This window comes from Geothrix fermentans DSM 14018, from assembly GCF_000428885.1.
GTDB lineage: Bacteria > Acidobacteriota > Holophagae > Holophagales > Holophagaceae > Geothrix > Geothrix fermentans.
In genome coordinates, this window is the sequence record NZ_AUAU01000009.1 from 113093 (window position 1) to 137254 (window position 24162).

A 24162-nucleotide genomic window follows, 5' to 3' on the forward strand; every position below is an offset into this window, starting at 1 on the left:
GCCATCACGCGAGACCCCGGCTCCCCCGAATCCGCCCCCTGAACGGGATGGCGGCGCGCCTGGCCGCGCCCCATCCGCTCCTCCGGACCGGCCATGATCCACCGCTTCCTCGACACTGTCTGGGGCCAGGCGATGAACCTGCTGACGGCGCCCATCCGGCACCGCCGATGGATCGACCTGCTCGTGCTCGCGGCCCTCGTGGGCACGCTGGCGGCGCTCTGGCTGGTGGGGAAGGAATGGACCTCCGTCCAGCGGCCCACGGTGGAGATCGCCCTCGGCGCCCTGGCCCTGCCCAAATACCTGCTGCTCTCCCTGATCCGCGCCATCGCCGCCTACATCGTCTCGCTGGCCTTCACGCTGGTGGTGGCCTACTGGGCGGCCAAGGATCCCCGGGCGGAGCGGATCCTGGTGCCCATCCTCGACATCCTCCAGAGCGTCCCCCTGCTGGCCTTCCTGCCGCCGGTGCTGCTGCTCATGCTCACGCTCTTCCCGCACAGCAACATCGGGCTCGAGCTGTCGGCGGTGCTGCTCATCGTCACCTGCCAGGCCTGGAACATGGCCTTCAGCTTCTACCAGTCCCTCAAGACCCTGCCCAAGGAGCTGGAGGAGACCTCCAGTCTCTACGGGTTCACCTGGCTCCAGAAGCTGCGCTGGGTGGAGATCCCCTTCGCCACGCCGGGCCTGGTGTGGAACTCCATGGTGAGCGTGGCCAACAGCTGGTTCTTCCTGATGTCCGCCGAGGCCTTCCGCGCGGGCAACAAGAACTTCCAGCTCCCGGGCCTGGGCTCGTACATGAACACCGCGGTGGAGCAGGGGAACACCCGCGCCCAGATCTACGCCATCCTCACCATGCTGGTGCTGGTGGTGCTCCTGGACCAGCTGGTCTGGCGCCCCGTGGTGGCCTGGTCCCAGCGTTTCCAGGTGGACGAGGGCGCCGAGGTGGACCCGGGCGACAACTGGCTGCTCAGGCTCTTCCGGCGCTCCCGGCTCCTGAAGTGGCTCGAGAAGCGGAGGAACCAGCGGCTGCAGCGCCGGGTGCCGCGCCCCGCCCTCATCCTCCGCAAGGCCCGCGAGGAGATCCAGCGGCCGGGGAGGCTGGGATCCTGGGTGGCGGCGTCCGCCCTGGTGGGCATCCTCGGGCTGCTCTCGCTGGGGGGCATCTCCGTCGTGCGGCTGCTGGCGGAGGTGAGCGGCGCCAAGTGGGTCACCCTGCTCAAGGCCGGCGGGGCGTCCCTGGCCCGGGTGCTGCTCTCCACGTTCCTAGCCACCCTCTGGACCCTGCCCGTGGGCCTCTGGATCGGCATGTCGCCGAAGTGGTCCCGCCGCCTCCAGTCCGTGGTGCAGGTGGCGGCCTCCTTCCCCTCCTCCCTGATCTTCGCGTCCCTCATCCTGCTGTTCAGTTCCGTCGGCATCAGCCTGGGCGTGAGCTGCGTGCTGCTGATGGTGCTGTCCACCCAGTGGTATCTCCTCTTCAACATCATCGCGGGCGCCCAGGCCATCCCCGCGGACCTGCGCGAGGCTTCCACCGCCTACCGGATGTCCCTGTGGAAGCGATGCTGGAACCTCTACTTCCCGGCCGTGTTCCCCTTCCTCGTCACCGGCTGGGTGACCGCCACAGGCGGCGCCTGGAACGCCAGCATCGTCACCGAGATCGTCACCGCCAAGCAGCAGACGCTCCGGACCTTCGGCCTCGGCGCCGAGGTGGTGCTGGCCACGGAACAGGGCTCCATGCCCCACCTGGCGGCCAGTGCCCTGCTCATGGCTGCCCTGGTCGTCCTCTTCAACCGCCTCGTCTGGGTGCCCCTCTACCGCCTGGCCGAGACCCGCTACGCCCTCAACCGCTGAGGTGGACATGCAGCAGGCCTACACCTCCCCCATCTGCGAGCTGCGCGGCGTGCAGATGCGCTTCCCCGCCCCGCGCGGCGGCGTCCAGCGCGTGCTCGAGGACATCCGGCTCGACGTGCGCCCGGACGAGATCCTCTGCCTCATCGGCCCCAATGGATCCGGCAAGTCCACCCTGCTGCGGCTGCTGGCGGGCCTCATGCCCCCCACCCAGGGCGAGGTGCGCCACCACGGCGAGCGGCTGGAGGGCCTGAACCCCGGCGTGGCCATGGTGTTCCAGAGCTTCGCCCTCTACCCCTGGATGACGGTGGAGGAGAACGTGCGCGTGGTGCTGCGGGCCCGGGACCTCCCCGAGGACGAGGTGCGGGAGCGGGCCCACCAGGCCATCCGCAAGGTGGGTCTCGAGGGTTTCGAGGAGGCCTTCCCCCGGGAGCTCTCCCGCGGCACCAAGCAGCGGGTGGGCGTGGCCCGGGCCCTGGCCGTGGATCCGGAGATCCTGGTGATGGACGAGCCCTTCAGCCAGGTGGACGCCCTCACGGCGGAAGCGCTCCGCGCCGAGATCATGGACATCTGGGCCGACAAGGAGCGCAACCCCTCGGCCATCGTGATGGTGAGCCAGTCCATCCGCGAGGCCCTGCTCATGGCCGACCGGGTGGCCATCCTCTCCGGCAGTCCCGGCACCCTGCGCACCATCGTGGACGTGCCCATGGCGCGCCCCCGGGACAGCCGCTCTGCGGAATTCATGAAGCTGGTGGACCACCTGCACGACATCTTCACCAGCGCCGAGCGGCCCGACGTCCAGGTCACCGCCCCCATTCCCAGCGCCGCCTCCCAGGAGGACCAGGTGGAGCCCCTGCCCCAGGCCCAGAGCGGCGACATCCTGGGCCTGCTGGAGTTCCTGGAGACCCAGGGCGGCACCAGCGACCTCTTCCAGGTGGCCTCGCACACCCACGTCGCCTTCGAGAAGGTGCTCACCACGGTGAAGGCCGCCGAGATGCTGGACCTGGTGGACACGCCCAAGCGCGGCGTCCTGCTCACGCCCCTCGGCAAGCGCTTCGTGAACGCCAACATGGACGACCGCAAGGACATCTGGCGGGCCCAGCTCCTGGAGCTGCGCCTGTTCCGCGTGGTGCAGGAGATGATACACCTCGAGGAGGGTGAGCTCTCCGAGGAGACCCTCCTCCAGGAACTGGCCACCCGGCTGCCCATGGAGGATCCGGAGAAGACCTTCGAGACCCTCGTCGCGTGGGGCCGTTTCGGGGAACTCTTCGCCTACCGCGAGGAACGCGGCGTCCTCACGCCCGAATAGCCCTCCCGACAGACCGCCCCATGATGAAGCGACCCCGCCTCCTCGCCCTGCTCTGCCTGCCAGCGGCTCTCGCGGCCCAGTCGCAGGCCGGCCCAGACTCGCCCTGGTCCCTCCACGCCCAGCTCACCTACCAGCTGCAGGGCCACGGCGGGTTCAACGCCCCCTACGCCGGCGATAACAGCCTCCAGGATCGCCGGGAGGTCCGGGGTTCGTACACGACCACCTTCTTCATCGGCCGGCGGCTGTGGGAGGGCGCGGAACTCTACGCCAACGCTGAAGCCTTCGCGGGCGCCGGGGTCAGCCGCGTGCTGGGCCTCGCGGCGCCCCCGAACGGGGAAACCTACCGGGTGGACAGCCCCACGCTCAAGGTGGGCCTGGCGCGCCTCTTCCTGCGCCAGACCTGGAACCTGGACGGGCCTCTGGAGGCCGTGGAAGACGGTCCCAACCAGGCGGCCACCCGCCAGAGCCGCCGCCGCGTGGCGCTCACGGCCGGCAAGCTGTCGGGAACGGACATCTTCGACGGGAACACCTACAGCCACGACGCCCGCACCCAGTTCAACAACTGGAGCCTGTGGGCGAACGCCGCCTGGGACTATCCGGCGGATACCCGCGGCTACACCTGGGGGCTCGCCCTGGAGTGGCTCCACGACGACTGGGCCCTGCGGGCCGGGTCCCTCATGGAGCCGAAGGAGGCGAACCAGCTGGAGCTGGACCACGAGGTCCGCCATGCCCACGGCGAGGTGATCGAGCTGGAGCACGACCACGAACTCGGCGGCCAGAAGGGCGCCCTGCGCCTGCTCGCCTTCCAGAACCACGCGCGCATGGGGTCCTACCGGGAGGCCCTCGCGCTGGCTCCCGCCGCCCCGGACGTGACGGCCACCCGCGCGCCGGGCCGCGTCAAGCACGGGTTCGGCCTCAACGCCGAGCAGGCGGTCACGCCGGACCTGGGCCTCTTTCTGCGGGCGGGCTGGAACGACGGCAGGACCGAATCCTGGGCCTTCACCGAAGTGGAGCGCACCCTGTCCATGGGCCTGTCCGCCAACGCCCGGGCCTGGGGCCGCAGCGCAGACCGGGCCGGGCTCGGCTTCGCGGCCAACGGGCTCAACCGCGACCACCGTGACTACCTGGCGGCGGGCGGTTACGGCTTCATGGTGGGCGACGGCCGCCTGGCCTACGCGGCCGAGCGCGTGCTGGACGTCTACTACGCCGTGGCCCTCGGCGCCTTCGGCTCCCTCAGCCTCGAGGCCCAGCGCTTCGAGAACCTCGCCTTCAACCATGACCGGGGCCCGGCCACCCTCTACGGCCTGCGCCTCCACCTGCAGCTCTGACGGACGGGGCTCACCCCTTGCCCGGCGCCGTCACCGGCGGCGCGAAGGCGCAGGCGGCGATGCCCGCCAGCACCAGCAGGGTGCCCAGGCCCTGCATGGGCTTCACGGATTCCCCCAGCAGGAACCACCCCAGGATGACGGTGGCCACGGGCTGGGTCATGAGGCCCATGGCGCCCATGTTCGTGGAGACGTGGCCCATGCCCCAGGTGATGAACCACCAGGCCACCACCTGCACCACGATCCCCAGGCCCGCCAGGGCCCACCAGGCCCGGGCGGGGTAGCCCGTGAAGGCCTCCCCTTGCGCGAGGCCCAGGAGGCCGAATCCCAAGCCGCACCAGAGCACCACCCAGAACAGGGCCTCCGGGGCGCTGAGCTCCTGCCGGGCGCGGCCCAGGGCCAGGGTGAAGGCGCCGTAGGCCAGGGAGGCCAGGGCCCCCAGCAGCTCGCCCAGCCCGGTGCCCCAGCGGGCCCCCTTGGCCAGCCCCAGGATGAGGGCCCCGCCCAGGGCCAGGAACACACCCAGCCAGAACCGGCGCCGCAGGCGGGCGCCCAGCCACAGGACGGACACGATGGCCACCCAGATGGGGGCCAGCGTCACCAGCAGCGTGGCATTGGCGGCGCTGGTGTGGTGGAGCGAGGTGTGCCACATCCAGAGGTCGCCCACGAAGCAGAGGCCCGCCACGCCGGCCCAGACGCGGGCGCGGCCCAGGCCGGGCCGGGCGGAGGCCCGGGCCCGCCAGGCGAGCCAGGCCACGGGCGGCAGGGCGATGGCCATGCGGTAGAAGCCCACCGCCAGCGGCCCCGCGGGCGCCGCCCAGCGCACGAGCATGGCCGCGAACCCCAGGAGCGAAGCCCCGAGGATCAGGGCCGCCAGGCCTCTCGGATCCGGCGTCCCCGCCCGCATCTCATCCATGGTTCCAGCATCGCCGCCGGACGGACCGGCCCGCAAGGGGCCCCGGCCGATCCGGTCAGTTCGCCCAGCGGGAAACCTGCTCCCAGACGTCCTCGTCCCGGGCGGGCCCGTTCAGCAGGATGGCGAAGACCCGGACCTTCCCGTCGAGGGTCTGGAGGTAGCCGCAGAGGCTCATGACGCGGTCGAGGTGGCCGGTCTTCACGCGCACGCGGCGGGTGAGGTTGGGGTCCTTCATCCGCAGCTTCCAGGGCTCGCCCCCGATGATCTTCAGAGAGGAGACGAACTCGGAGCCCACCTCGAAGTCGTGGTAGGCCCCCCGCAGGATGATGGCGAGGGTGCGGGCGGACAGGCGGTTGTCCTTGCTGAGGCCGGAGCCGTCCGTGATCTGGATGGCCTCCGGACCCAGGTTGAAAGCCGTCTGGTAGAAGGCCTGGATCCGCTGCACGCCCCGGGGCCAGGAACCCGCCCCGTAGCGCCGGGTGAGCATCTCGATCATGAAATTGTTGGACCACTTGTTGATGTCCTGCACCAGGGCCCGCAGCGGCGGCGAGGTCCAGGTGGCCAGCTTGCGGGGGACGGCGGGTCCACTTCCACTTCCGTTGCCGCCGGGACGGCCTTCCACGGTGATGCCCGTCTCCTGGAGGATGCGCAGGATGGTTTCCTGGGCCAGGCGGTCGGGGTCCGCCACGGGCCGCCCGTTCTCGCCCCGGTTGAAGTCCACGGACAGGGCCCGCACCTCGGGCAGGGCGTCGGCGGAGGTGTTCTCCCAGCCCTGGGGCTGCCGCTGGGCGTCGAAGGCGCTCTGGTCGAGGCGGATGGTCCCCGTGACGCGCTGGAGGCCGAGCCGCTTCAGCGACTGGGCCAGCATCCAGATGCGCTCGCTGGTGAGGAGGGGGTCGCCGTCGCCCTTGAAAGTGAGGTCGCCCTGCACCACGCCGTCCTTCAGGTCGCCCCACACCTCGGTCTCGATGGTGCTGTCGGGCTTCAGGGTCTTCAGCAGGGCGTAGGTGGTGACGACCTTGGTGGTGCTGGCGGGCACCAGGGCCACGGCGTCGTCATGGCGCTCCAGGGCCCTCCCCGTGTCCACGTCCCAGATCCCCGCGGACACCGCGATGCCGCGGGCCTCCAGGCTCCGCACCCAGGGGCGGAAGCCCTGGGCCCCCGATGGCAGGGCGGAGAGCAGGGACAGGGCGAGGGTCAGGGCGAGCGGCCGCATGGCGCCTCAGGGCTTCGCCACCACCGGGGTGCCCCGGAGGCTGGGCCTGGTCCGCTCGTTCTCCGTGACGGCGCCTCCGCCCAGGAGGTTCTCGTCGGCCGTGAAGAGCCAGTCCTTCACCAGGGTCTTGCCCTGGTAGGCGTGGATGCTGTCCTTCTCGCTGCGGCTGCGCACGCCGACGATGGGCAGGCCCTGGGTGTTCCCGGAGGCCCCCGCCTGCACCTGGGTGACGAACTGCCATTCCCCGCCGGGAGTCATGGGATCCAGGTACTTCTGGCGCAGGATCCGGGGCCGGACCTTCATGACCTCGTCCAGATCCGTGGGATAGCGTTTCATCTTGGCGAAATAGATGCGGAGGGCCGAGGCGATGGCCTCCCCCCGGAAGATCAGCTCGGCCTCGTTCTCCCGCTGGACCTCGGCGCTCAGCCGCGGGCCGGCCTTCATGAGCATGACCCCCATGGCCACGGCCAGGGCCAGGGCCAGGGCCATGGTGAAGCCTCTCTGGGCGTGGAGGATACGGGCGGACCGCATGGAGGTGGCTCCTGGACCTGGAGAACCAGGCCTGACCATTATCAGGCCCGTTCCCCCTTCCGTGTCATGAGCTCGGAAAAAGCTCCCACCACCGCCGGGTCGAACTGGGTGCCGGCCTCATTGCGCAGCTCCGCCAGAGCCTGGCGGAAGCCCTTGGGACGCCGGTAGCCCCTGCCGCTGGTCATCACCTCGTAGGCCTCGATGACGCCGATGATGCGGCTGCCCATGGGGATGGCCGTCTCCCGCAGGCGATCGGGGTAGCCCTGGCCGTCCCAGCGCTCGTGGTGGTGACGGATCACGCGGACCACGTCGAAGGGGAAGCGCAGGTCCTTGAGGAAGACGGCGGCCAGCTCCGGATGATCCCGGACCTTCCGCATGTCCTCGGGAGTCAGCGTGGGCTTGGCCAGCATCTGGGGATCCAGCAGCAGCAGGCCCACGTCATGGAGGATGGCGGCGATGCTCACGGCCTCCACCTCCTCGGTGGGCAGGTCGAGCATCATCGCCAGATCCCGGGCCAGGCGGGCCGTGGCGAGGCTGTGGGGGCGCAGGTTCGGCATCCGGACCTCGCCGGCCTGGAGGATGCGGTGGCTCACGGACAGAAAGGCGTGGTGGTACCGCTCGTGGAGCCGGGCCTCCTGGAGGTGGAGGGCCAGCACCCGGCTCAGCTGCTGGATGGCCTCGATCTCCGCCAGGGAGAACGAGTGGTCCTCCAGGCGGAACACCATCACCAGGTCATGGCCCTGGGGCGTCTCGTTGAGGAGGAGAGGCATGTAGGTGGCGAAGGCGCCTGTGAGCACGGGCACCTCGGGTATTTCGACCCGGCTGATGAGGCGCAGGTCCGGCTCGCGCACCGCCGGCAGGTGGAACGTGGCGTGGGCCAGGATCTGCTGCTGCAATTCCGGCGACAGGGGCAGCGTGCTGAAGGCCAGGATGGGCCGGATCTCCTCCGGGTCCTCCGTCCAGAGCGCCACGGCGGTGGCGGGCAGGATCTGGCTGATGAGCCCCGCGATCTCCCAGAAGAACGTCCGCTGCTCCGGCGGCACCATGCCCGTCCGGCGCTCGGCGTTCGCCGGGGCGGGGGCCACCCAGCTGCTGAGGCTGCGGTCCGCGTCCCAGGGGAGCGAACCATAGGTCTCCCGGCCTCCGGGGAACCCGTAGAGCCGCTCCCGGTCCTGGTGCACCGCGGGCCGGTCGCCGGGCTTCTGGGCCCGGGCCGGACCCGGGGCCGCGGAAGGACCTGGCGGCAGGAGCCGCTCCATCTCCGGGGCCAGCTCCTCCAGGATGTCCGCCGCCGTGGGCAGGCCCTCGGGCACTTGGCCGGGGCCGATAGGTTGAGGCGCGGCCGCCTCGGGGCCGCCGTAGAGGCGGAACTCCTTCAGGGCCGCCACCAGGTCCCCGCAGATGGCCAGGGTGGGCAGCTCGTCGCGCTCCACCTCGAAGGTCCCGCCCTTGATGCGGTCCCGCTGGATGAGCAGGCCCACCCAGTCCCCCTGGAGGTAGACCGGGGTGATGAGGTAGCGGGGCCATTCCCCACCCTGGCCGAAGGCCGAGAGCTCCGGGGATTCGGAGGCGTCGTTCACCACGTAGGTCCGCCGCGCGCGCTGGGTCCTCACCAGGAGCGGGTGGCCGCCGGGAATGGCCACCGGGGGCCGCGTGCCCCGCGGCCAGCCGTAGAAGCTCACCACCTCGAAGCCCCCCTGCCCCGGCACGCGCAGGTAGAGCGCCCCCTTGGTGCTGCCCACCTCCTCCATGCACCGGTAGAGCACCTGGGAACACCGGTTCGCCAGCGCTTCGCTGAGATTGAGAGGGGAAACCGGCATGGGCGCGTCCGGACCAGGGGGTCGGGAGCCCATCATGGCAGAGCCGCGACCGGCATATCTAGAGGAGTTCCGGGCATCGAGGCGGTTTTTTATGGCTGAGGAGGTTCCTGAAGCGAGGCCACGGCGAGATCCCGCGCCGCCCAGCGGGTCAGCCCCGCCAGTTGCCGGCCATGGCCGCATTCCGCCAGGGGCGCGCCCAGGGCCCTCAGGCGGGCCACCACCGCCAGCCAGTCCACGGGCAGGGCCACGGAGGCGAGACCCTCGTCCCAGGCCGCCGCTCCGGTGGTCAGCAGCCGGCCGTCGAAGTGGGAGATGAGCGGGAAGGCCGGGTCCGCGGGCTTCACCGCCCCGAGCCTCCGGGTGATGGCCGGCAGGAGTGCCGCCATGTGGGGACCGTGGAGGGGATGCTTCACCGGCAGCAGGCCGACCTTCAGGGCTGAAGGGCCGAGCTCCCGCACCAGCGCCTCCAGGGCCGGCAGGGGACCGGAGACCGTGAACTGGGCCTGGCCGTTGCGGTTGGACAGCACCAGCTCCGGGTGGCCGGCCAGGGTCCGCCGCACGTCCAGCTCCGGCACGCCGATGAGGAAGGCCATGCCCATGGTCCCCTCGCCGAAGGCCGTCTCGCTGAGGTCCTCCACGGCGGAGATGAGGTCCAGCGTGGCCTCCAGGGGCACCACGCCCGCGGCCACCAGGGCCGAGTAGAAGCCCATGCTGTGCCCGGCGGCGGCCACGGGCAGGGGCATGCCTGCCGCGCGGCGCGCACGGAAGATGCCCACGGAGTGGGCCAGCACCGCACAGGGCGCCAGGCGCTGCGCGCGCAGCAGGTCCAGGGGGCCCTCCGCCATGGCCCGCCGCAGGGGATGGCCCGTGCGGGCTTCGGCAGCCTCCAGCGCGTCCGTCCAGGGTCCATGGGCCTCCCAGCCCCGGGACATGCCCACGGCCTCGGTGCCCTGGCCGGGGAACAGGAGGGTGCAGGCGGTTTCGGACGCGGGATCTGGCGCAGGCTCTGACATGGTCTCGAGCATAGGGTGCCGGAAGCCCCGGCATCCAGTAGGCTGGGGGCCATGTCCCCCCTCCCGGCTCCACTGCCTTGGCAGCAGGTCCCCTGGCACCAGCGCCGCTCCTACTGGGAGTTGGAGGAAGGCCTGCGGAGGGACCTGCGCGAAGCCCTGGAGATGGAGGCCGCGGACCTGGCCCGCCGCGCCGAGGCGGCGCTCGACGACTATGCCGCCCGGCCCGGCACCCTGGGCGGCCAGCTGGTGAACGGGGACGTGCTTGCCACCCTGCTGCCCACCCTGCGCCGCAATCCCACCCAGGGCTACGAGGCCCTGGAGGATCCCGGGGGGCGGGCCTCGGTGCACCTGAACGCCCTGGCCAAGCGCCTCCGCGACCGGGCCCTGGGCCTGGCCCGGGGCGGGCCGGTGATCATCTTCATGGGCGGCCAGGCCACGGGGAAGACCACCCACGCGCTGGCCCTGGGGTCAGCCTTCGGCGCGGTGTTCGACGCGCCCCACACGGATCCCGACGGCGTGGCCTTCCTCCTGGAGCGCATCCGGCGCGCGGGCTGCGGGGAGGTCCATCTCGCCTACACGGACCGCGACCTCGACGGCGCCCTCAGGGCCATGCTGGCCCGCTCCGAGCGCGAGGGGCGCTACGTGCCCCTGCACCGCATGGCCCGCACCCACGCCTGGGCCCCCTTCACCTTCCTGGGCCTCGGGCCCCGCGCGGGCCGCGGCCTCTGGCTGTACCACGTGCGGGTGGATGATGCGGGCCAAGACCTCATGACCAGCGGCCAGGAGGCCCTCGCCAGTGTGCGCGCCCGCCCGAAGCAGGCCGAATCCGCGGTTGCCTACCAGCTCCAGACCGCTTACCTTTCTCTCCTGAGGATCCAAACCCATGACCCCCGAACCTGGTACCCGCGGGATGTGCTCGCAGGACTCAACCGAAGCCTCGACCCCTGGCGCCGCCTTGAAGCCGACCATCTCCTTCGCCGATGTCTCGAGTCTGTGGCGCCGCGAGGTGCCGAAGGTGGTTCAGGCCCACGAGGAGGATCGGCTCGAGGTCCGGAGGAGCCTGGGGCTGGCGTAGGCTGAATTCGCTGCGCGAATTCAGTAAGAAACGAAGATGTATGTCTGAATTCGCATGGCGAATTCCCTGCTGAATCTGGGCAGCAGATTCAGCTCTCGCGGTACCCCATCACCACCAGCAGGCACGGCCCCCCGGCGATGACGTTCATCCCCAGCGACTCCGCCGTGCGGATGGCCTCGTCGCTCTCGGCGCCGGGCTGCATCCAGACGTGCTTCACGCCTGCGGCGGCGGCCTCGCGCACCACCTGCTCCGTGGCGGCGGGCGGCGTGATGACGGAGATGGCCGGCACCTTCACGGGCAGCGCCGCCAGCGAGGGGTAGGCCTTGAGGCCCTCCACCTCCGGCGCCTTGGGGTTGATGGGATAGACCTCATGCCCGTGCTGCTGGTAGCAGCGCAGCACCTTGTTCCCGTACTTGTCACGGTCCGTGCTGGCCCCCACCACCGCGAAGGGCCCCGAGGCCAGGAAGGACTGGATGCGGTCATTGATAGACATTCGCGCCTCACATAAAAGTCGAACAACATCAAGTCAAAGTGTCCGGGCCAATTTTCTCACTTGAAGATTGTTAGCGTCCCATAAACGAGTTGCTCATTCATATTTCTACTTGCACTTTGCCTATCATAGATTATATAGATGACTGAGATATTTCCTATATCAATCAGATCAGGCTTAATCTTAAATTTTCCAAGAAAGGATAAATAGGTATGGAAGAAACATATTTTGCGTTTATTGACGAAGCAGGTAACGAAAATTTAAATACAAAAATTGATGGCGTTTCTGATTTTTTTATAATCACAGCCGTTCTTGTTCCCGAATCGGGTCTTGAACTTGCAAAGAGACTTTCAAATTCACTCAGAAACACACATTTCCAAACAGGCGAAATAAAATCATCGACAATCAGCAATAAACATACAAAAAGAATAAAAATATTACAAGATATCGAAATGATTAATATCAAATATATAACTTTTATCGTTGATAAAAATAAAATTGACAAAACAGGTGGTTTAGGCTTTAAAAAAGTATTTAGAAAATATCTTCCAGGAATATTATATCAAGATCTTTTTAAAACATATAAAAATCTAACGATCATAAGCGATGAACATGGCAGTAGAGAATTCATGAAATCCGTTGAACAATACGTCGGATCAAAAACAACTCCCTCGTTGCTGCCAGAAGAAAACTATATCTTTTCATTTAAATCAAGTAAAGACGAAATATTAATCCAAATTGCAGACTTCATTGCAGGAACATGGGCTAAAATTGTAGATAAAAGAATACCAATTGAGATAAGAAATGAATTTAAAAATGTCATAAGATCAACCGCACTTTCCATTGAATTCTGGCCACCATCACATGAATCATTTTACAGTGATACACATACTCCTGATCATTTGGATAAAATCATTCGTAATTATTGTTACACTCAAGCGCAAATATATATTGAAGCTAATACTCCAAAGTCTATGGAATCCACGGAAGATGGGCTTGAGGAGCGTCTTCGGGTAGAAATCTTAAAGTTTCTTCTACTAAATAATGAAATATTTGACGATGAAAAATTTGCATATTCAGATAAAATTATAAAACATTTAAAAACAAAGGGAATCGAAAATCTCAATCGTAGGCGTTTAGCAGCGCAGGGTATATCCATACTACGTAGAAGAAATGTCATCATTTCAAGTGGAAAATATGGATACAAATTGCCAACAAAATTATCCGATATCGAAGAGTTTGTATCCACTTCTCACGAAAAAATTGTACCAATGCTAGAAAGAATTACCGATGCTTATCAACAGATAAATAAAGTAAGTCATCTCAGAATTAATATTTTAGGTGATCATCCAGAATTAATAACTTTAGTAAAAGCACTACAGGACCATAAAATCGAATCAAGTGGAAACACCACCGATACGAACTAACGCCCAGAAGGAGAAGGAGCCCCCAGCGTCTGGATGGCCCTCACCTTCATCTCGCCCCGCAACGTCTCGACGGCTTCGCAGGCGGCGAGGGCGGCGCTGAGGTTGGTGAGGCAGGGGATCTTCAGGCGCAGGGCCTCCCGGCGGATGGCGCTCTCGTCGAAGAATGCGTCGCGGCCCAGGGGCGTGTTGATCACCCACTGCACTTCGCCGTTCTTGAGGAGGTCCACCGCGTTGGGCCGGCCCTCGTTCACCTTGAAGATCTTGCGGACCTTGAGGCCCACGGACTCCAGGGTGCGGGCCGTGCCCTCGGTGGCGCAGAGGCCGAAGCCCAGGGCCACGAGCTTGTGGGCCAGCTCCGGCAGCCGCGCCTTGTCGCGGTCGTTGACGGTGAGGAAGACCGTGCCCGACAGCGGCAGCGGGATGCCCGCGGCCAGCAGGGCCTTGGCGTAGGCCTCGCCGAAGGTCTCACCGATGCCCATGACCTCGCCCGTGCTCTTCATCTCAGGGCCCAGCACCGGGTCCACGCCTGGGAACTTGGCGAAGGGGAACACCACGCCCTTCACCGAGACCGCGCGGGGCACGCCGTCGGTGACGCCCTGCTGCTTCAGCGTCTGGCCCAGGCCGATGCGGGCGGCCACGCCGGCCCAATCCACGCCTGTGGCCTTGCTCACGAAGGGCACCGTGCGGCTGGCGCGGGGGTTCGCCTCCAGGCAGTAGGCGATGCCGTCCTTCACGGCGAACTGGAGGTTCATGAGGCCCTTCACGCCCAGGTCCAGGGCCAGCTTGCGCGCGTAGCCCTTCACGGTCTCCAGGATGTCCTCGGGCACGCCCAGGGCCGGGATCACGGCGTAGCTGTCGCCGCTGTGGATGCCCGCCTCCTCGATGTGGGCCAGCAGGCCCGCGATGGCAACCTCCTCGCCGTCGCAGACCACATCGATGTCCAGCTCCTGGGCGCCGTCCAGGAAGCGGTCCAGCAGCACAGGCTGGTCGTTGCTCACCGCCACGGCCTCCCGCATGTACTTCTCCAGGCCCTTGTCGTCGAAGACCACGGCCATGGCCCGGCCGCCCAGCACGAAGCTGGGCCGCACCATCACGGGATAGTTGAGGCGCTGGGCGATGTCCTTGGCCTGCTCGAAGCTGGTGGCCATGCCCCAGGCGGGCGCGGGGATGCCCAGGCGCTTGAGGGCGCGCCCGAAGCGCTCGCGGTCCTCGGCGTCGAGGATGGTGTCGAGGGGTGTGCCCAGCAGCTTCACGCCCGCCGCGTCCAGGGGCGAGGCCAGCTTGAGCGGCGTCTGGCCGCCGAACTGGGCGAAGACGCCGAGCAGCTTGCCGCCCGCGGCCTCTCGGTCCACCACGGCCTTCACATGCTCGAAGGTGAGGGGCTCGAAGTAGAGGCGGTCGCTGGTGTCGAAGTCCGTGCTGACGGTCTCGGGGTTGCAGTTGACGAGGATGGCCTCCACGCCGCTGGCGCGGATGGCTTCCACGGCCTGCACGCAGCAGCAGTCGAACTCCACGCCCTGGCCGATGCGGTTGGGGCCGCTGCCCAGCACGATGGCCTTGGGGCGGTCCGTGGGCGCGGCTTCGCTGTGATCCTCCCAGGTGCCGTAGAGGTAGGGCGTCTCCGCCTGAAACTCGCCGGAGCAGGTGTCCACCCGCTTGTAGGCGGGCCTCAGCCCCAGGGCCTCGCGGCGGGCGGCGACCTCCGCCTCGGTGCCCGAGCAGAACACCGAGATCTGGTCGTCTGCGAAGCCGGCGCGCTTGGCCTTCTCCAGCAGCTCCACGGGCAGCCGGTCCACGGGGAAGCTCCGCAGGCGGCCCTCCAGCACCACGATCTCCTCGATCTCCCGCAGGAACCAGGGGGTGATCTTCGTGAGGCGGTGCAGCTCCTCGACGCTGTGGCCGGCCTTCAGCGCGTGGTAGACCCAGAAGATGCGCTGGGGCCCGGGGATGAGCAGGTGCTCCTTGAGGCGGTTCAGGTCCAGCTTGCCCTCCAGGGCACCGGAGATGCCGCGGTGGCCCTCCTCCAGCGAGCGGATGGCCTTCTGCAGGGCCTCCTGGAAGCTGCGGCCCAGGCTCATGACCTCGCCCACGCTCTTCATCTGCGTGCCCAGCACCTTCTCGGCCTGGGGGAACTTCTCGAAGGTGAAGCGGGGGATCTTCACCACCACGTAGTCCAGCACCGGCTCGAAGGCGGCCTTGGTCATGCGGGTGATGGCGTTGGGCAGCTCCCAGAGCCGGTAGCCCAGGGCCAGCTTCGTGGCCACCCAGGCGATGGGGAAGCCCGTGGCCTTCGAGGCCAGCGCCGAGCTTCGGCTCACGCGGGGGTTCATCTCGATGACGATGATGCGGCTGGTCTCGGGGTCCAGGGCGAACTGGATGTTCGATCCGCCGGTCTCCACGCCCACGGCGCGGATGACGGCCAGGGCGGCGTCGCGCATGCGCTGGTACTCCGGGTCCGTGAGCGTGAGGGCCGGCGCCACGGTGATGCTGTCGCCGGTGTGGACGCCCATGGGGTCGAGGTTCTCGATGGAGCAGATCACCTCGACGTTGTCGTCCAGGTCGCGCACCACCTCCAGCTCGAATTCCTTCCAGCCCAGGATGCTCTCCTCGATGAGCACCTGCTTGGTGGGGCTCAGGTCCAGGCCGCGGGCCACGATGGTCTCGAACTCGTCCACGTTGTAGGCGATGCCGCCGCCGCTGCCGCCCAGGGTGAAGCTGGGCCGGATGATGGCAGGGAAGCCGGTGAGCTTGAGCAGGTCGCGGGCCTCGGCCATGTTGTGCGCGAAGCCGCCGCGGCAGGTCTCCAGGCCCAGGTCGTCCATGAGGGCCTTGAAGAGCTGGCGGTCCTCGCCGCGGTTGATGGCCTCGGGCTGGGCGCCGATGAGCAGGACCCCCGTGCGCGCCAGCAGGCCGCTCTCGTGGGCCTCCATGGCCAGGTTGAGGGCCGTCTGGCCGCCCACCGTGGGCAGGATGGCGTCGGGCTTCTCAGCCTCGATCACCTTCTCCAGCACGCTCAGCGTCAGCGGCTCGAGGTAGGTGGCGTCCGCCCGGCCCGGATCCGTCATGATCGAGGCCGGGTTGGAGTTGAGCAGGATGGTGCGGATGCCCTCCTCCCGCAGCGCCTTGAGCGCCTGAGTCCCCGAGTAATCGAACTCGCAGGCCTGCCCGATCTGGATGGGGCCCGAGCCCAGCACCAGCACGCTTTTCAAATCCGTACGCTTCGGCATCACCAGATCCTTGTGTTTAACCGCAGAGGACACAGAGAGCGCAGAGGAAAAACAGAAGGCTTTTTCTTTCTCTGTGCCCTCTGTGTCCTCTGCGGTTGATCATCTTGGATTCTTTTCCATCAACGCAACGAACCGCTTGAACGCAGGATGGGCGTCGTGGGGGCCGGGGCTGGCCTCGGGGTGGTGCTGGAGGCTGAAGATGGGCAGCTTCGTGTGGCGCAGGCCCTCGACGGTGCCGTCGCTCAGGTGCCTGTGGGTGACCTCGATCTCTTTGGGGAGGCTGGCCTCGTCCACGGCGAAGCCGTGGTTCTGGGCGGTGATCTCGATGCGGCCGGTCATGAGGTCGTGGACGGGCTGGTTGGCCCCGCGGTGGCCGAACTTGAGCTTGAAGGTGCGGCCGCCGAAGGCCTGGCCCAGCAGCTGGTGGCCCAGGCAGATGCCGAAGATGGGCAGTTTGCCGAGGCAGGCCTCCACCTCCTTCTGCATGCCGGGCAGCGCGGCGGGATCGCCGGGGCCGTTGCTGAGGAAGAGGCCGTGGAAGCGCTTGTCCGTAAGCTCCGTCGCGGGCGCGTCCCAGGGGAAGACCTCCAGGTGCAGGCCGACGGCCTCCAGCTGCCTCAGGATGCTGAGCTTGATGCCGCCGTCCAGCACCGCCACGCGGAAGGTGCCGCCGGGATTCAGCTCGTAGCGCTCCCTGCAGCTCACCTCGGCGCAGAGGGCCTGGCCGGTCATGTCCGGCAGGGCCTTGGCCTTGGCCACCCCAGCGTCCAGGCTGCCGTCCAGCTCGGTCCAGATGAGGGAAGGCTGGGAGCCCTGGTCGCGCAGGTGCTGGGTGAGGGCGCGGGTGTCCAGGTCCGTCATCACGGGGATGTGGTGGCGCTTGAGCCAGCCCGCCAGATCACCCTCGGAGCGGGTGTGATCCGGCGCGAAGGTCAGGCGGCGACAGAGCAGGCCCGTGGCCCAGGGGCGCGTGCCCTCGTTCAGGTCGGCGTGGATGCCGTAGATGCCCTGCTCGGGGAAGGTCATGCAGACCATCTGCCCCGCGAAGCTGGGATCCGTGAGGATCTCCTGGTAGCCGGCCATGGCCGTGGTGAACACCGCCTCGCCGTCTCCGCCGAAACCCAACGGCGCGCGCCCCCGGAAGATGGTCCCGTCCTTCAGGATCAGGTGCGCTTGCATGTGCGTCCTCCGCAACGGACCTCTGCGTCAGGCTGAGCCTGATGGCGAGGTGGGGGGCCCGGGGGGGACATCGTGAATGCAGTGAGCAGGCCGTCCCCCACGGATCATGTCAAGTGGCTCTGCAAAAACCCCGCGGGGGCCGGGCCGCCGCGGGGTCGTGAGAATGACTCGGTCCTTCGGGACCAAAAGTGAGTGTAACGACCTGGGAAAGCGAGGATCAGCCTTTTTGTTCAAGGGCTTTCCGGTCATACTGCTCCTTTGTTTCCGATGTACCGATCGCTGTTCGGCCACACTGATCCCATGTGGAGCGGCGACGACATCTACTTCATGAAGCTCGCCCTGGAGGAGGCCGAGAAGGCGGACCGCCTGGACGAGGTGCCCGTGGGCGCGGTGGTGGTCTCCGAGGGCGCCCTGCTGGGCCGGGGGCACAACCACCCCGTGAAGCTGAACGATCCCACCGCCCACGCGGAAGTCCAGGCCCTGCGGGCCGCCGGGGCATGGGCCAGGAACTACCGGCTCACGGGTGCCACGCTCTACGTGACGCTGGAGCCCTGCCTCATGTGCTTCGGCGCCCTGATCCACGCCCGCGTCGGCCGCGTGGTGTTCGGCGCGTCGGACCCCAAGGTCGGCGTCAGCCGGTGGCTGGACACGCTCGACGGCGCCGCCCTGAACCACCGGTTCACCTTCGAGGGCGGCCTGCTGGAGCCCGAGTGCCGGGAGCAACTCCAGGCCTTCTTCCGGCGCCGCCGGGGCTAGCGTTCCATGGAGCTCAGCGGGAAGAGGCCCGCCGCCTCCATCGGGACACCGGCTTCGTCCGGGACGGGGAAGAACGCGGCGGTCAGCGCCCGGAGGAGGCTGGGCCGGGCGACGCCCTCCCCTTCGGACCAGAGGAAGGCCACCAGGGGGGAGGCCTGCGCCGGCGCCGGTCCCGCAGCGGCCTGCCTCGGCCGGGGCAGCACCTCCAGGCGGGCGGGTCCCCGGCTGCGCCCGGCCTTGCTGAAGGCCTGGACCTCTCGGAACCCGGGCCTGGCGGTGGGCGAGACGAAGACCCGGGCGATGGCCCAGCCGGGTTCGGGGAAGCGGAGGGGCGCCACCAGGGCGACGTCCTTCCCGAAGGAGACGGCCATGCCCGGAGCCAGGCGGCGGCCCCGGATGCGCAGTTCGGCCTCCTCGCCGGGACGCGCCGCGGAGGGAACCACATCGTCGATCTGGGGAGCCTCTTCGCCGCCCAGCCTCACGAAGTACCGGATCTGGGGCGGCTCGAAGGGCATGGCCGGCGAAAGGATCCTCAGCGTGACCCGGTGCTCGCCGTAGTCCGTGGTGGGCAGCGGGATCGCAGTCCTCGAGTCGAGGGTGGCCGTCCCGGCGAAGGCCAGGGGGGCCGTGAAGGTGCCCAGGGGGATCCCGTCCACCACCCACTGGGCCTGGAGCTGGCCCGTGCCCTCGAACTTCAGGTCCGCATAGGCCGTCAGGGGGCTGAAGCCCTGCTCCACGGTGGTGTCCACGCGCCCGTCCTCCCAGCGGAGGCGCAGCATGGAGATGCTGAAGGGCGCGGCGGGGCCGAACCGGTCCGCCACCCGGAGGGGGAGCTGGGCCGTCTGGATGACCTGGCCCGCCACCACCGGATAGACCGCCTGCACGAGGAAGGTCCCGGGCCGGGCGTACACGTGGGAGACCGCCGTGCCGCCGCTGAGGGTGGCGCCATCCCCGAAGTCCCAGGCCACGGGGCCCACGGGCTGGGCCGACAGGAGGAAGGTGGTGGGGATCCCCGTGAGGGGGAGGCCCGGGGCCGCGGAGATGGTCCCCTGGGCGCGGAGCGCCAGGGAACCGAGGAGGGCGAGGGTGAGGAGGAGGATTCGCATGGGCAGCTCCTCAGTACGAGACGTTCAGGAGGATCGACACCTGCGTGTCATTGGCCATGGGGGCCGTGGCGCCGGTGGCGGGGACGCCCGTGGCCGCGGCGCTCCGGGCCAGGGCCGCCAGGTCGGGCGCGTGGGTGTAGCGGCCCTTGAGGCCCAGGCTGGCCCGGCCGCGGCCTTTGAGGAAAGTGTCCAGGAAGAGGCGCAGGGTGCCCTCCGCCACGGAGTTCTCCATCACATCGCCGGTGACCAGGATGGTGCGGGAGACGCCCCCGTTCAGGAGGAATCCCAGGAGCCCCGGAACGAGGGCGACGTCGGCGTTCAGGAAGGCGTTCTCCATGGTGGTCTTCTGGTCGCCCGGGTCACTGAGGGTGCGGGACCAGCTCAGGTTCGGGGAGAGCCGCACCCGCGCGCCCAGGCCCAGGCTCCCGCCCAGGGAGAAGGTGGTGCTGGTGCCCCGGGTGCCGCTGGCGCCCTCGGAGCGCAGGCGGTCGAACTGGGCATTGAAGGCCAGGCTCGAGGCGGGCGGCAGCATCAGGTCGAGGCCCGTGGTGAAGCCGGCGCGGTTGCTGTTGCTGAAGGGGATGAGGGGATTGGAGACCAGCTCGGCCTCCTGGCGGGCATGCCGCAGGCCCACGCGCCAGAACAGGGACTGGGTCAGGCCCACCCGCGCGTCCAGACTCTGGGACTGGTTCCAGGCCTGGTCCAGGCCCGGCTGCCCCGTGGGGTTGGTGCGCTCGTCCACGGCGGTGGCGCTCAGGCTCCAGGTGGCGCGGTTGAAGCCCACGCTGCCGTTCAGGGTGCGGCGATCCCCCACGAAGAAGGCCACGCCCACGGTGCCGAAATCCCGGCCCACGTCCCGGTAGCCCAGCTGGGCGCTGAAGGGGCCGTTCATCCACATGGCCCCCAGGCGCCAGGCCTGGTCCGTGAGGTGGGTCCCCTGGTTCAGGAGGTCCTTGGTGAAGAGGCTGCGGGCGTATTCCCCGGACACCGCCAGGCGGCTGTCGAAGAACCGGCCGTCCAGCACGAAGGAGCCCGTGGAGCCATCCCGCACCATGGGCGCGTACAGCGAGGCCAGGTTCACGGCTGTGGCAGGGTCGTCCTTCCCCGACAGGAAGACGACCTTGGCCCGGAGGTTCCCCGCGAGCCAGCCGTAGCCGAGGGATCCGCCGTAGACCTCGCTGCCCTTCTCGGGCCAGGCCAGGCCCTCGGTGCCGGAGTGGGCCTGGGTGTTCAGGGCGAAGAGGTGGGCTCCCAGGGGCTGCCCCGCATAGGCGTAGTCGAGTCCCCGCCGACCCGCCCCGGCCAGCGTGAACTCCGATTCCTGGACCACCATGTCGCCCAGCTGGATCCTGTGGTTCCCGGCGGCATAGGCCGCCTGGAGGTCGCCGAGGCTCCAGCGGGACTGGGTGCCGAGGGGCTGGTTGGTGTAGACGAGCCGGGCGTTGAGCAGCACCTGGCGGCCATTCTCCTCGCTCTGGTAGGCGAGCCGGATCTGGCCCGAGGCGAGGTTCCGGGCCTCCCCGGGAACCGGTTCCTGGTGGTGGGCCACGCGCTCGAAGGCGCCGTCGAAATAGATGGGGCCATGGGCCGGGGGCTGGGCGCCTGGAACCGTACCCGGAGGCGGGGTGGAGGTGGCCCCGGCCTGAGCCTGGGCCTGGGCCTGGGCCGGGGCCGGGGTCTGTGCGGGGGCCGCCCCGCCGGCGGAGGCGGAGGGCGTGCCGGACAGTTGCAGGCTGGCGAAGGAGGCCGGGGCCTCCCTGGGCAGGTACTTGATGCCGGAGGGCGTGCGCAGGGCGGCGTAGTATTCCAGCTTCGCCCCGGCCGGGAGGGCCGCCTCCAGCTGGCCGGCATACGAGGTGCCGTCCGGTCCCGCATCCAGGTTGAAGCTGGAGAACTCCTCCTCGCCCGCCACGCGGTAGAAGACCACCACCCACTCCGTCCCTGCGGGGGCCGTGGCGGTGCCCTGGAGGGGCCTACCGGGCGCCGCGGGAGGCTTCAGCTCGAAGGCCTCCCCGGCCGCCATCGTGGCGGTGGCAGTGGCGACGGCGGTGGCCAGGACGAAGGTCCGCAGAGACCGGTCGATCACGCATGCCTCCCAGGCAAGGGGGGAACTCAGAAGGACCTACCGCTCGCGCACCGCGGGACCCTGCGGTCCGCCCAGGTGGCCACGGATCACCGGATCGTTGTCGAGCATGGCCTCGACCTTCCGCAGCAGGGCGGGATCCTTGGCGAACCGCGCGCGGGCCTCGTTCAGCATGGCCCGCTTCTCGGCCTCCGCCGCCGGTCCGGACTTGCCGGCGAAGCGGCGGGAGATCTCGGCGTCCACCCGCGGCCTGGCCGCGGGATCCACCTTGGGCGGCGCCGCCTGGAGGCGCTTGAACTCCTGCCAGGGGCCCTTGAGCTTGGCGCCCATCTGGGTGCCGGCGGTCTTGGCGGTGAGCCGCGAGGCCGCGGTCCGGTTGAAGGGCGCCAGGGCCATGGTCCGGTGCTGGCCCAGGTTCAGGGCCGCGATCCCCGGCGCGGGCGCGGCGCCGGCCACATGGGTGGTGAAGGCGCGGACGTCCAGCCGCTGGCGGGGGATCAGCCCGTTGAGGGCGTCGCAGGAAGCCTTGGTCTTCGCGCGCTGGACCTTCTGCATGGCGTCGGCGATCTTCTTCGCGACGGCGGCGCGGTCGAGGGCGTCCTGGATGGGCCGCTGGGCCTGGTCGAGGGTGGCCTTCGCCTGCTGCATCACGGCGTCGTGCACCTGGGTCATGGTGGTGACGGCCTGGTTGGTGACCTGGGTGATGGCATCGTCCACGATCCGGCTGGGGTCGAAGATCCGCTCCGGGTGGTTGACCAGGTCCGTGAGCATGTTCCCCAGGGATTGCAGGGGCCCCAGCAGGGCCGTCTGGGCGATGTTCGCGGCCGAGGTCGCCGCCGAGGCGGCCTGCTGCTCCGCCTGGGTGGCGAACTGGCGGACCTGGTTGATGGGCTGGGTCACGTCCGGGCGCAGGGCGTCGATGGCCTCCTTGGCCCGCCGCAGCGCCTCCAACATCTCCTGGGGATCGGCGGGCAGCTGGTCCACGCGGACGGCCGTGCCCATGCCTGCGGCGCCCACGGCCACCGGCTTCGGAGCGATGGCGGTGGCGGCACCGGGCTTCGGTGCGGCTGCGGCCGCGGGGCGGCTCCCGGGAGGCTGGACGGCGGCCGCGCCCACGCGCGCTCCGGCCGTGGCGACGCCGGGCGCCACATGGGGGACCATCACCTGCGGACGGTTGGCCTCGTTGACGACGGACTGGGCCAGCTGGGCCGCGGCATTGAAGTCGCCTTCGGCCTGCCCAGCCAGGTTCCGCAGGTCGTTGGCGGCGCCGTTCAGCTCCGACTTGGCGAGGTTCACCACGTCCGCCGCCTGCTGGCCGAGGGTGGAGGCCAGCCGCGAGACGTTCTCGATGAGGCTCCTAATGCTGTTGATCAGGCTCTCGACCGCGCAGGTGAGGCCCCCGGAGGCCACGGCCCCCACGCAGCTCCAGAAATCGTCGCAGCAGGCCTGGAGCGGGGTGGCCAGCGGGAAAAGGCTCACGAGAGCCACGGTTGCCAGGACATCAGGCCGCATCCTCATGGGATCCTCCTTGGATCAGGCCCGCGCCCCGGGGAGAGCGGAAACGCCTTCCCCGTGGCATCAGGCGGAGCGCAGTCATTTATCGATGATTCGGACTAGACTGCCCGATATTCGGCCAATCGAGATTGAGGGTCAAGCACATTCTGCCCACGACTCAGACTTCTCAGACTTCCCCCCCGCCCGTCCGATGATGGAAGCATCGGAGCAACCGTGGCGACCTTCGGATCCCTGGCCTCGACCCTTCCAGCCGGTTTGGCCGCCCTGGCCTTGCTGGGCTGGTGGCGCTCGGCGGCGCGCAGCCGCACCCTCGCGGCCCGGACCCGGGCCGCCGAGGCCGCGGCCGCTTCCGAGCTCCAGGCCAGGACCGACCTCCAGCAGACCATGCGGGAGTTGGAGGAGGCCGCCAGCCGCGACCGCCTCACCGGGGCCTGGAACCGGCGCCACTTCGAGGAGGTGGCGGCCGCCGAGATGAGCTTGGCCCGCCGCCGCCGCCTGCCCCTGGCCCTCATCATCGTGGACCTCGACCACTTCAAGCGCATCAACGACACCTTCGGCCACCCGGCCGGGGACGCGGTGCTGGCCGGCGCCGTGGCGGCCCTCAGGCCCGTGCTGCGGGCCTCGGATGTCCTGGTGCGCTGGGGGGGCGAGGAATTCCTGGTCCTCGCGCCGGCCACCAACCTGGAAGGGGCCCTCCGCCTCGGCGAGCGTCTGCGGGCGGCTCTGGCCGAGACCGCGTTCCCCGGAGCCGAGCCCATCACCCTCAGCGCCGGCGTCGCCGAGTACCTGCACGACGAGGACGTGGAGGCCTGGGTGGCCAGGGCCGACCGGGCCCTCTACCAGGCCAAGGCCGGGGGAAGGAACCAGGTGGCCGCCAGCCCGGGCACCACCGCCCAGGCGGAACCGAACCTGCTGGAGCTGGTCTGGGAGGAGGCCTATGCCAGCGGCCATCGCCTCATCGATGCCCAGCACATCCTTCTCTTCGAGCTATCCAACGCCCTCTTCGCCGCCCTCCTGGAGAGCCGGCCCCAGGCGGAGGTGGAGGGTCGCCTGGACGCCCTGATCCACCACACCGACAAGCACTTCCGGGACGAGGAGAGCCTCCTCCAGCGGGCGGGCTATCCCGACCTGCCGGAGCACCACCGCATCCACGCGGGCCTCCTGGCCACGGCCCACGACCTCCAGCAGGACCTGCGGGAGGGCCAGGTGGATTTCGGCCGCCTGGTGGCCTTCCTGGTCAACGACGTGGTGAAGGGGCACCTCATCACCGAGGACCGCCACTACTTCGCGCACCTGAATGAGAAGCTGGGGCCCGCCTCCCGGGCCTGAGAG

Annotated in this window: 18 protein-coding genes; 7 read left to right on the top strand and 11 right to left on the bottom strand. The window is 68.6% G+C overall.

The window, feature by feature from the left end:
- Positions 1–93: 93 nt before the first annotated feature.
- The 3 genes from G398_RS0104065 to G398_RS0104075 are packed head-to-tail and all read left to right on the top strand — an operon-like array spanning position 94 to position 4479.
- On the top strand, positions 94–1845 hold the full coding sequence (locus G398_RS0104065; protein WP_026852636.1) for an ABC transporter permease subunit: 1752 nt from the start codon (positions 94–96) through the stop codon (positions 1843–1845).
- Positions 1846–1852: 7 nt separating this feature from the next.
- Complete coding sequence (locus G398_RS0104070) at positions 1853–3151, top strand: ABC transporter ATP-binding protein (RefSeq protein WP_043483496.1); 1299 nt, start codon at positions 1853–1855, stop codon at positions 3149–3151.
- Positions 3152–3171: 20 nt separating this feature from the next.
- Positions 3172–4479 carry a carbohydrate porin gene (locus G398_RS0104075; protein ID WP_043483499.1) on the top strand — a complete coding sequence of 436 codons (1308 nt, stop codon included), beginning with the start codon at positions 3172–3174 and terminating at the stop codon, positions 4477–4479.
- A 10-nt stretch (positions 4480–4489) separates the two neighbouring features.
- Here the strand turns inward: G398_RS0104075 and G398_RS0104080 are convergent, their stop codons facing one another.
- The 5 genes from G398_RS0104080 to G398_RS0104100 form a co-directional block, all read right to left on the bottom strand.
- Positions 4490–5392, bottom strand: coding sequence for a DMT family transporter (locus tag G398_RS0104080; RefSeq protein ID WP_026852639.1), 903 nt, complete (start codon positions 5390–5392; stop codon positions 4490–4492).
- 55 nt (positions 5393–5447) lie between these two features.
- The gene (locus tag G398_RS0104085) at positions 5448–6608 is read right to left on the bottom strand and encodes a D-alanyl-D-alanine carboxypeptidase/D-alanyl-D-alanine-endopeptidase (protein WP_026852640.1); all 1161 of its coding nucleotides are present in this window, start codon (positions 6606–6608) and stop codon (positions 5448–5450) included.
- 6 nt (positions 6609–6614) lie between these two features.
- Positions 6615–7139 (bottom strand): type II secretion system protein, encoded by a 525-nt coding sequence (locus G398_RS0104090; RefSeq protein WP_026852641.1) that lies wholly within the window; start codon positions 7137–7139, stop codon positions 6615–6617.
- A 41-nt stretch (positions 7140–7180) separates the two neighbouring features.
- Positions 7181–8959: an HD-GYP domain-containing protein gene (locus G398_RS21875; RefSeq protein ID WP_052571402.1), complete on the bottom strand. Its 1779-nt coding sequence runs from the start codon at positions 8957–8959 to the stop codon at positions 7181–7183.
- Positions 8960–9048: 89 nt separating this feature from the next.
- Positions 9049–9972, bottom strand: coding sequence for an ACP S-malonyltransferase (locus G398_RS0104100; RefSeq protein ID WP_169720610.1), 924 nt, complete (start codon positions 9970–9972; stop codon positions 9049–9051).
- A gap of 51 nt (positions 9973–10023) precedes the next feature.
- Between G398_RS0104100 and G398_RS0104105 the strand changes: the two genes are divergently transcribed.
- Positions 10024–11052 (top strand): hypothetical protein, encoded by a 1029-nt coding sequence (locus G398_RS0104105; RefSeq protein WP_026852643.1) that lies wholly within the window; start codon positions 10024–10026, stop codon positions 11050–11052.
- Between the two features lie 83 nt (positions 11053–11135).
- Here G398_RS0104105 and G398_RS0104110 read toward each other — a convergent pair whose 3' ends face one another.
- Positions 11136–11540 carry a CoA-binding protein gene (locus tag G398_RS0104110; protein ID WP_026852644.1) on the bottom strand — a complete coding sequence of 135 codons (405 nt, stop codon included), beginning with the start codon at positions 11538–11540 and terminating at the stop codon, positions 11136–11138.
- A 209-nt stretch (positions 11541–11749) separates the two neighbouring features.
- Here G398_RS0104110 and G398_RS20145 point away from each other — a divergent pair, with 209 nt between their 5' ends.
- Positions 11750–12964, top strand: coding sequence for a DUF3800 domain-containing protein (locus G398_RS20145; RefSeq protein WP_084511978.1), 1215 nt, complete (start codon positions 11750–11752; stop codon positions 12962–12964).
- On the opposite strand, the gene carB is transcribed toward G398_RS20145, so the two are convergent.
- Together carB and carA are read right to left on the bottom strand one after the other, a co-directional pair.
- The gene (gene carB / locus G398_RS0104115) at positions 12961–16191 is read right to left on the bottom strand and encodes a carbamoyl-phosphate synthase large subunit (protein WP_026852645.1); all 3231 of its coding nucleotides are present in this window, start codon (positions 16189–16191) and stop codon (positions 12961–12963) included. The genes G398_RS20145 and carB overlap by 4 nt on opposite strands.
- Before the next feature lie 99 nt (positions 16192–16290).
- Positions 16291–17370, bottom strand: a complete 1080-nt coding sequence (gene carA / locus G398_RS0104120) for a glutamine-hydrolyzing carbamoyl-phosphate synthase small subunit (protein WP_026852646.1) — start codon at positions 17368–17370, stop codon at positions 16291–16293.
- 267 nt (positions 17371–17637) lie between these two features.
- Here carA and tadA point away from each other — a divergent pair, with 267 nt between their 5' ends.
- The gene (gene tadA, locus G398_RS0104125; protein ID WP_245576264.1) at positions 17638–18126 is read left to right on the top strand and encodes a tRNA adenosine(34) deaminase TadA; all 489 of its coding nucleotides are present in this window, start codon (positions 17638–17640) and stop codon (positions 18124–18126) included.
- On the opposite strand, the gene G398_RS0104130 is transcribed toward tadA, so the two are convergent.
- Genes G398_RS0104130 through G398_RS0104140 form a run of 3 tightly spaced genes read right to left on the bottom strand, consistent with a single transcriptional unit; the run spans position 18123 to position 22833 of the window.
- Positions 18123–19232 (bottom strand): PKD domain-containing protein, encoded by a 1110-nt coding sequence (locus tag G398_RS0104130; RefSeq protein WP_026852648.1) that lies wholly within the window; start codon positions 19230–19232, stop codon positions 18123–18125. The two genes, tadA and G398_RS0104130, sit on opposite strands and share 4 nt — an antisense overlap.
- A gap of 10 nt (positions 19233–19242) precedes the next feature.
- Positions 19243–21318 (bottom strand): hypothetical protein, encoded by a 2076-nt coding sequence (locus tag G398_RS0104135; protein WP_026852649.1) that lies wholly within the window; start codon positions 21316–21318, stop codon positions 19243–19245.
- Between the two features lie 36 nt (positions 21319–21354).
- The gene (locus tag G398_RS0104140) at positions 21355–22833 is read right to left on the bottom strand and encodes a hypothetical protein (protein ID WP_026852650.1); all 1479 of its coding nucleotides are present in this window, start codon (positions 22831–22833) and stop codon (positions 21355–21357) included.
- 210 nt (positions 22834–23043) lie between these two features.
- Here G398_RS0104140 and G398_RS16175 point away from each other — a divergent pair, with 210 nt between their 5' ends.
- Positions 23044–24159, top strand: coding sequence for a diguanylate cyclase (locus tag G398_RS16175; protein WP_052571404.1), 1116 nt, complete (start codon positions 23044–23046; stop codon positions 24157–24159).
- The last annotated feature ends 3 nt before the right edge of the window (positions 24160–24162 follow it).

Excerpts from the sequence above, each read along its gene's own strand:
- G398_RS0104065 (WP_026852636.1), top strand. The coding sequence starts at position 94 with ATGATCCACCGCTTCCTCGACACTGTCTGGGGCCAGGCGATGAACCTG.
- G398_RS0104070 (WP_043483496.1), top strand. The coding sequence starts at position 1,853 with ATGCAGCAGGCCTACACCTCCCCCATCTGCGAGCTGCGCGGCGTGCAG.
- G398_RS0104075 (WP_043483499.1), top strand. The coding sequence starts at position 3,172 with ATGATGAAGCGACCCCGCCTCCTCGCCCTGCTCTGCCTGCCAGCGGCT.
- G398_RS0104080 (WP_026852639.1), bottom strand. The coding sequence starts at position 5,392 with ATGGATGAGATGCGGGCGGGGACGCCGGATCCGAGAGGCCTGGCGGCC.
- G398_RS0104085 (WP_026852640.1), bottom strand. The coding sequence starts at position 6,608 with ATGCGGCCGCTCGCCCTGACCCTCGCCCTGTCCCTGCTCTCCGCCCTG.
- G398_RS0104090 (WP_026852641.1), bottom strand. The coding sequence starts at position 7,139 with ATGCGGTCCGCCCGTATCCTCCACGCCCAGAGAGGCTTCACCATGGCC.
- G398_RS21875 (WP_052571402.1), bottom strand. The coding sequence starts at position 8,959 with ATGCCGGTTTCCCCTCTCAATCTCAGCGAAGCGCTGGCGAACCGGTGT.
- G398_RS0104100 (WP_169720610.1), bottom strand. The coding sequence starts at position 9,972 with ATGTCAGAGCCTGCGCCAGATCCCGCGTCCGAAACCGCCTGCACCCTC.
- G398_RS0104105 (WP_026852643.1), top strand. The coding sequence starts at position 10,024 with ATGTCCCCCCTCCCGGCTCCACTGCCTTGGCAGCAGGTCCCCTGGCAC.
- G398_RS0104110 (WP_026852644.1), bottom strand. The coding sequence starts at position 11,540 with ATGTCTATCAATGACCGCATCCAGTCCTTCCTGGCCTCGGGGCCCTTC.
- G398_RS20145 (WP_084511978.1), top strand. The coding sequence starts at position 11,750 with ATGGAAGAAACATATTTTGCGTTTATTGACGAAGCAGGTAACGAAAAT.
- carB (WP_026852645.1), bottom strand. The coding sequence starts at position 16,191 with ATGCCGAAGCGTACGGATTTGAAAAGCGTGCTGGTGCTGGGCTCGGGC.
- carA (WP_026852646.1), bottom strand. The coding sequence starts at position 17,370 with ATGCAAGCGCACCTGATCCTGAAGGACGGGACCATCTTCCGGGGGCGC.
- tadA (WP_245576264.1), top strand. The coding sequence starts at position 17,638 with ATGTACCGATCGCTGTTCGGCCACACTGATCCCATGTGGAGCGGCGAC.
- G398_RS0104130 (WP_026852648.1), bottom strand. The coding sequence starts at position 19,232 with ATGCGAATCCTCCTCCTCACCCTCGCCCTCCTCGGTTCCCTGGCGCTC.
- G398_RS0104140 (WP_026852650.1), bottom strand. The coding sequence starts at position 22,833 with ATGAGGATGCGGCCTGATGTCCTGGCAACCGTGGCTCTCGTGAGCCTT.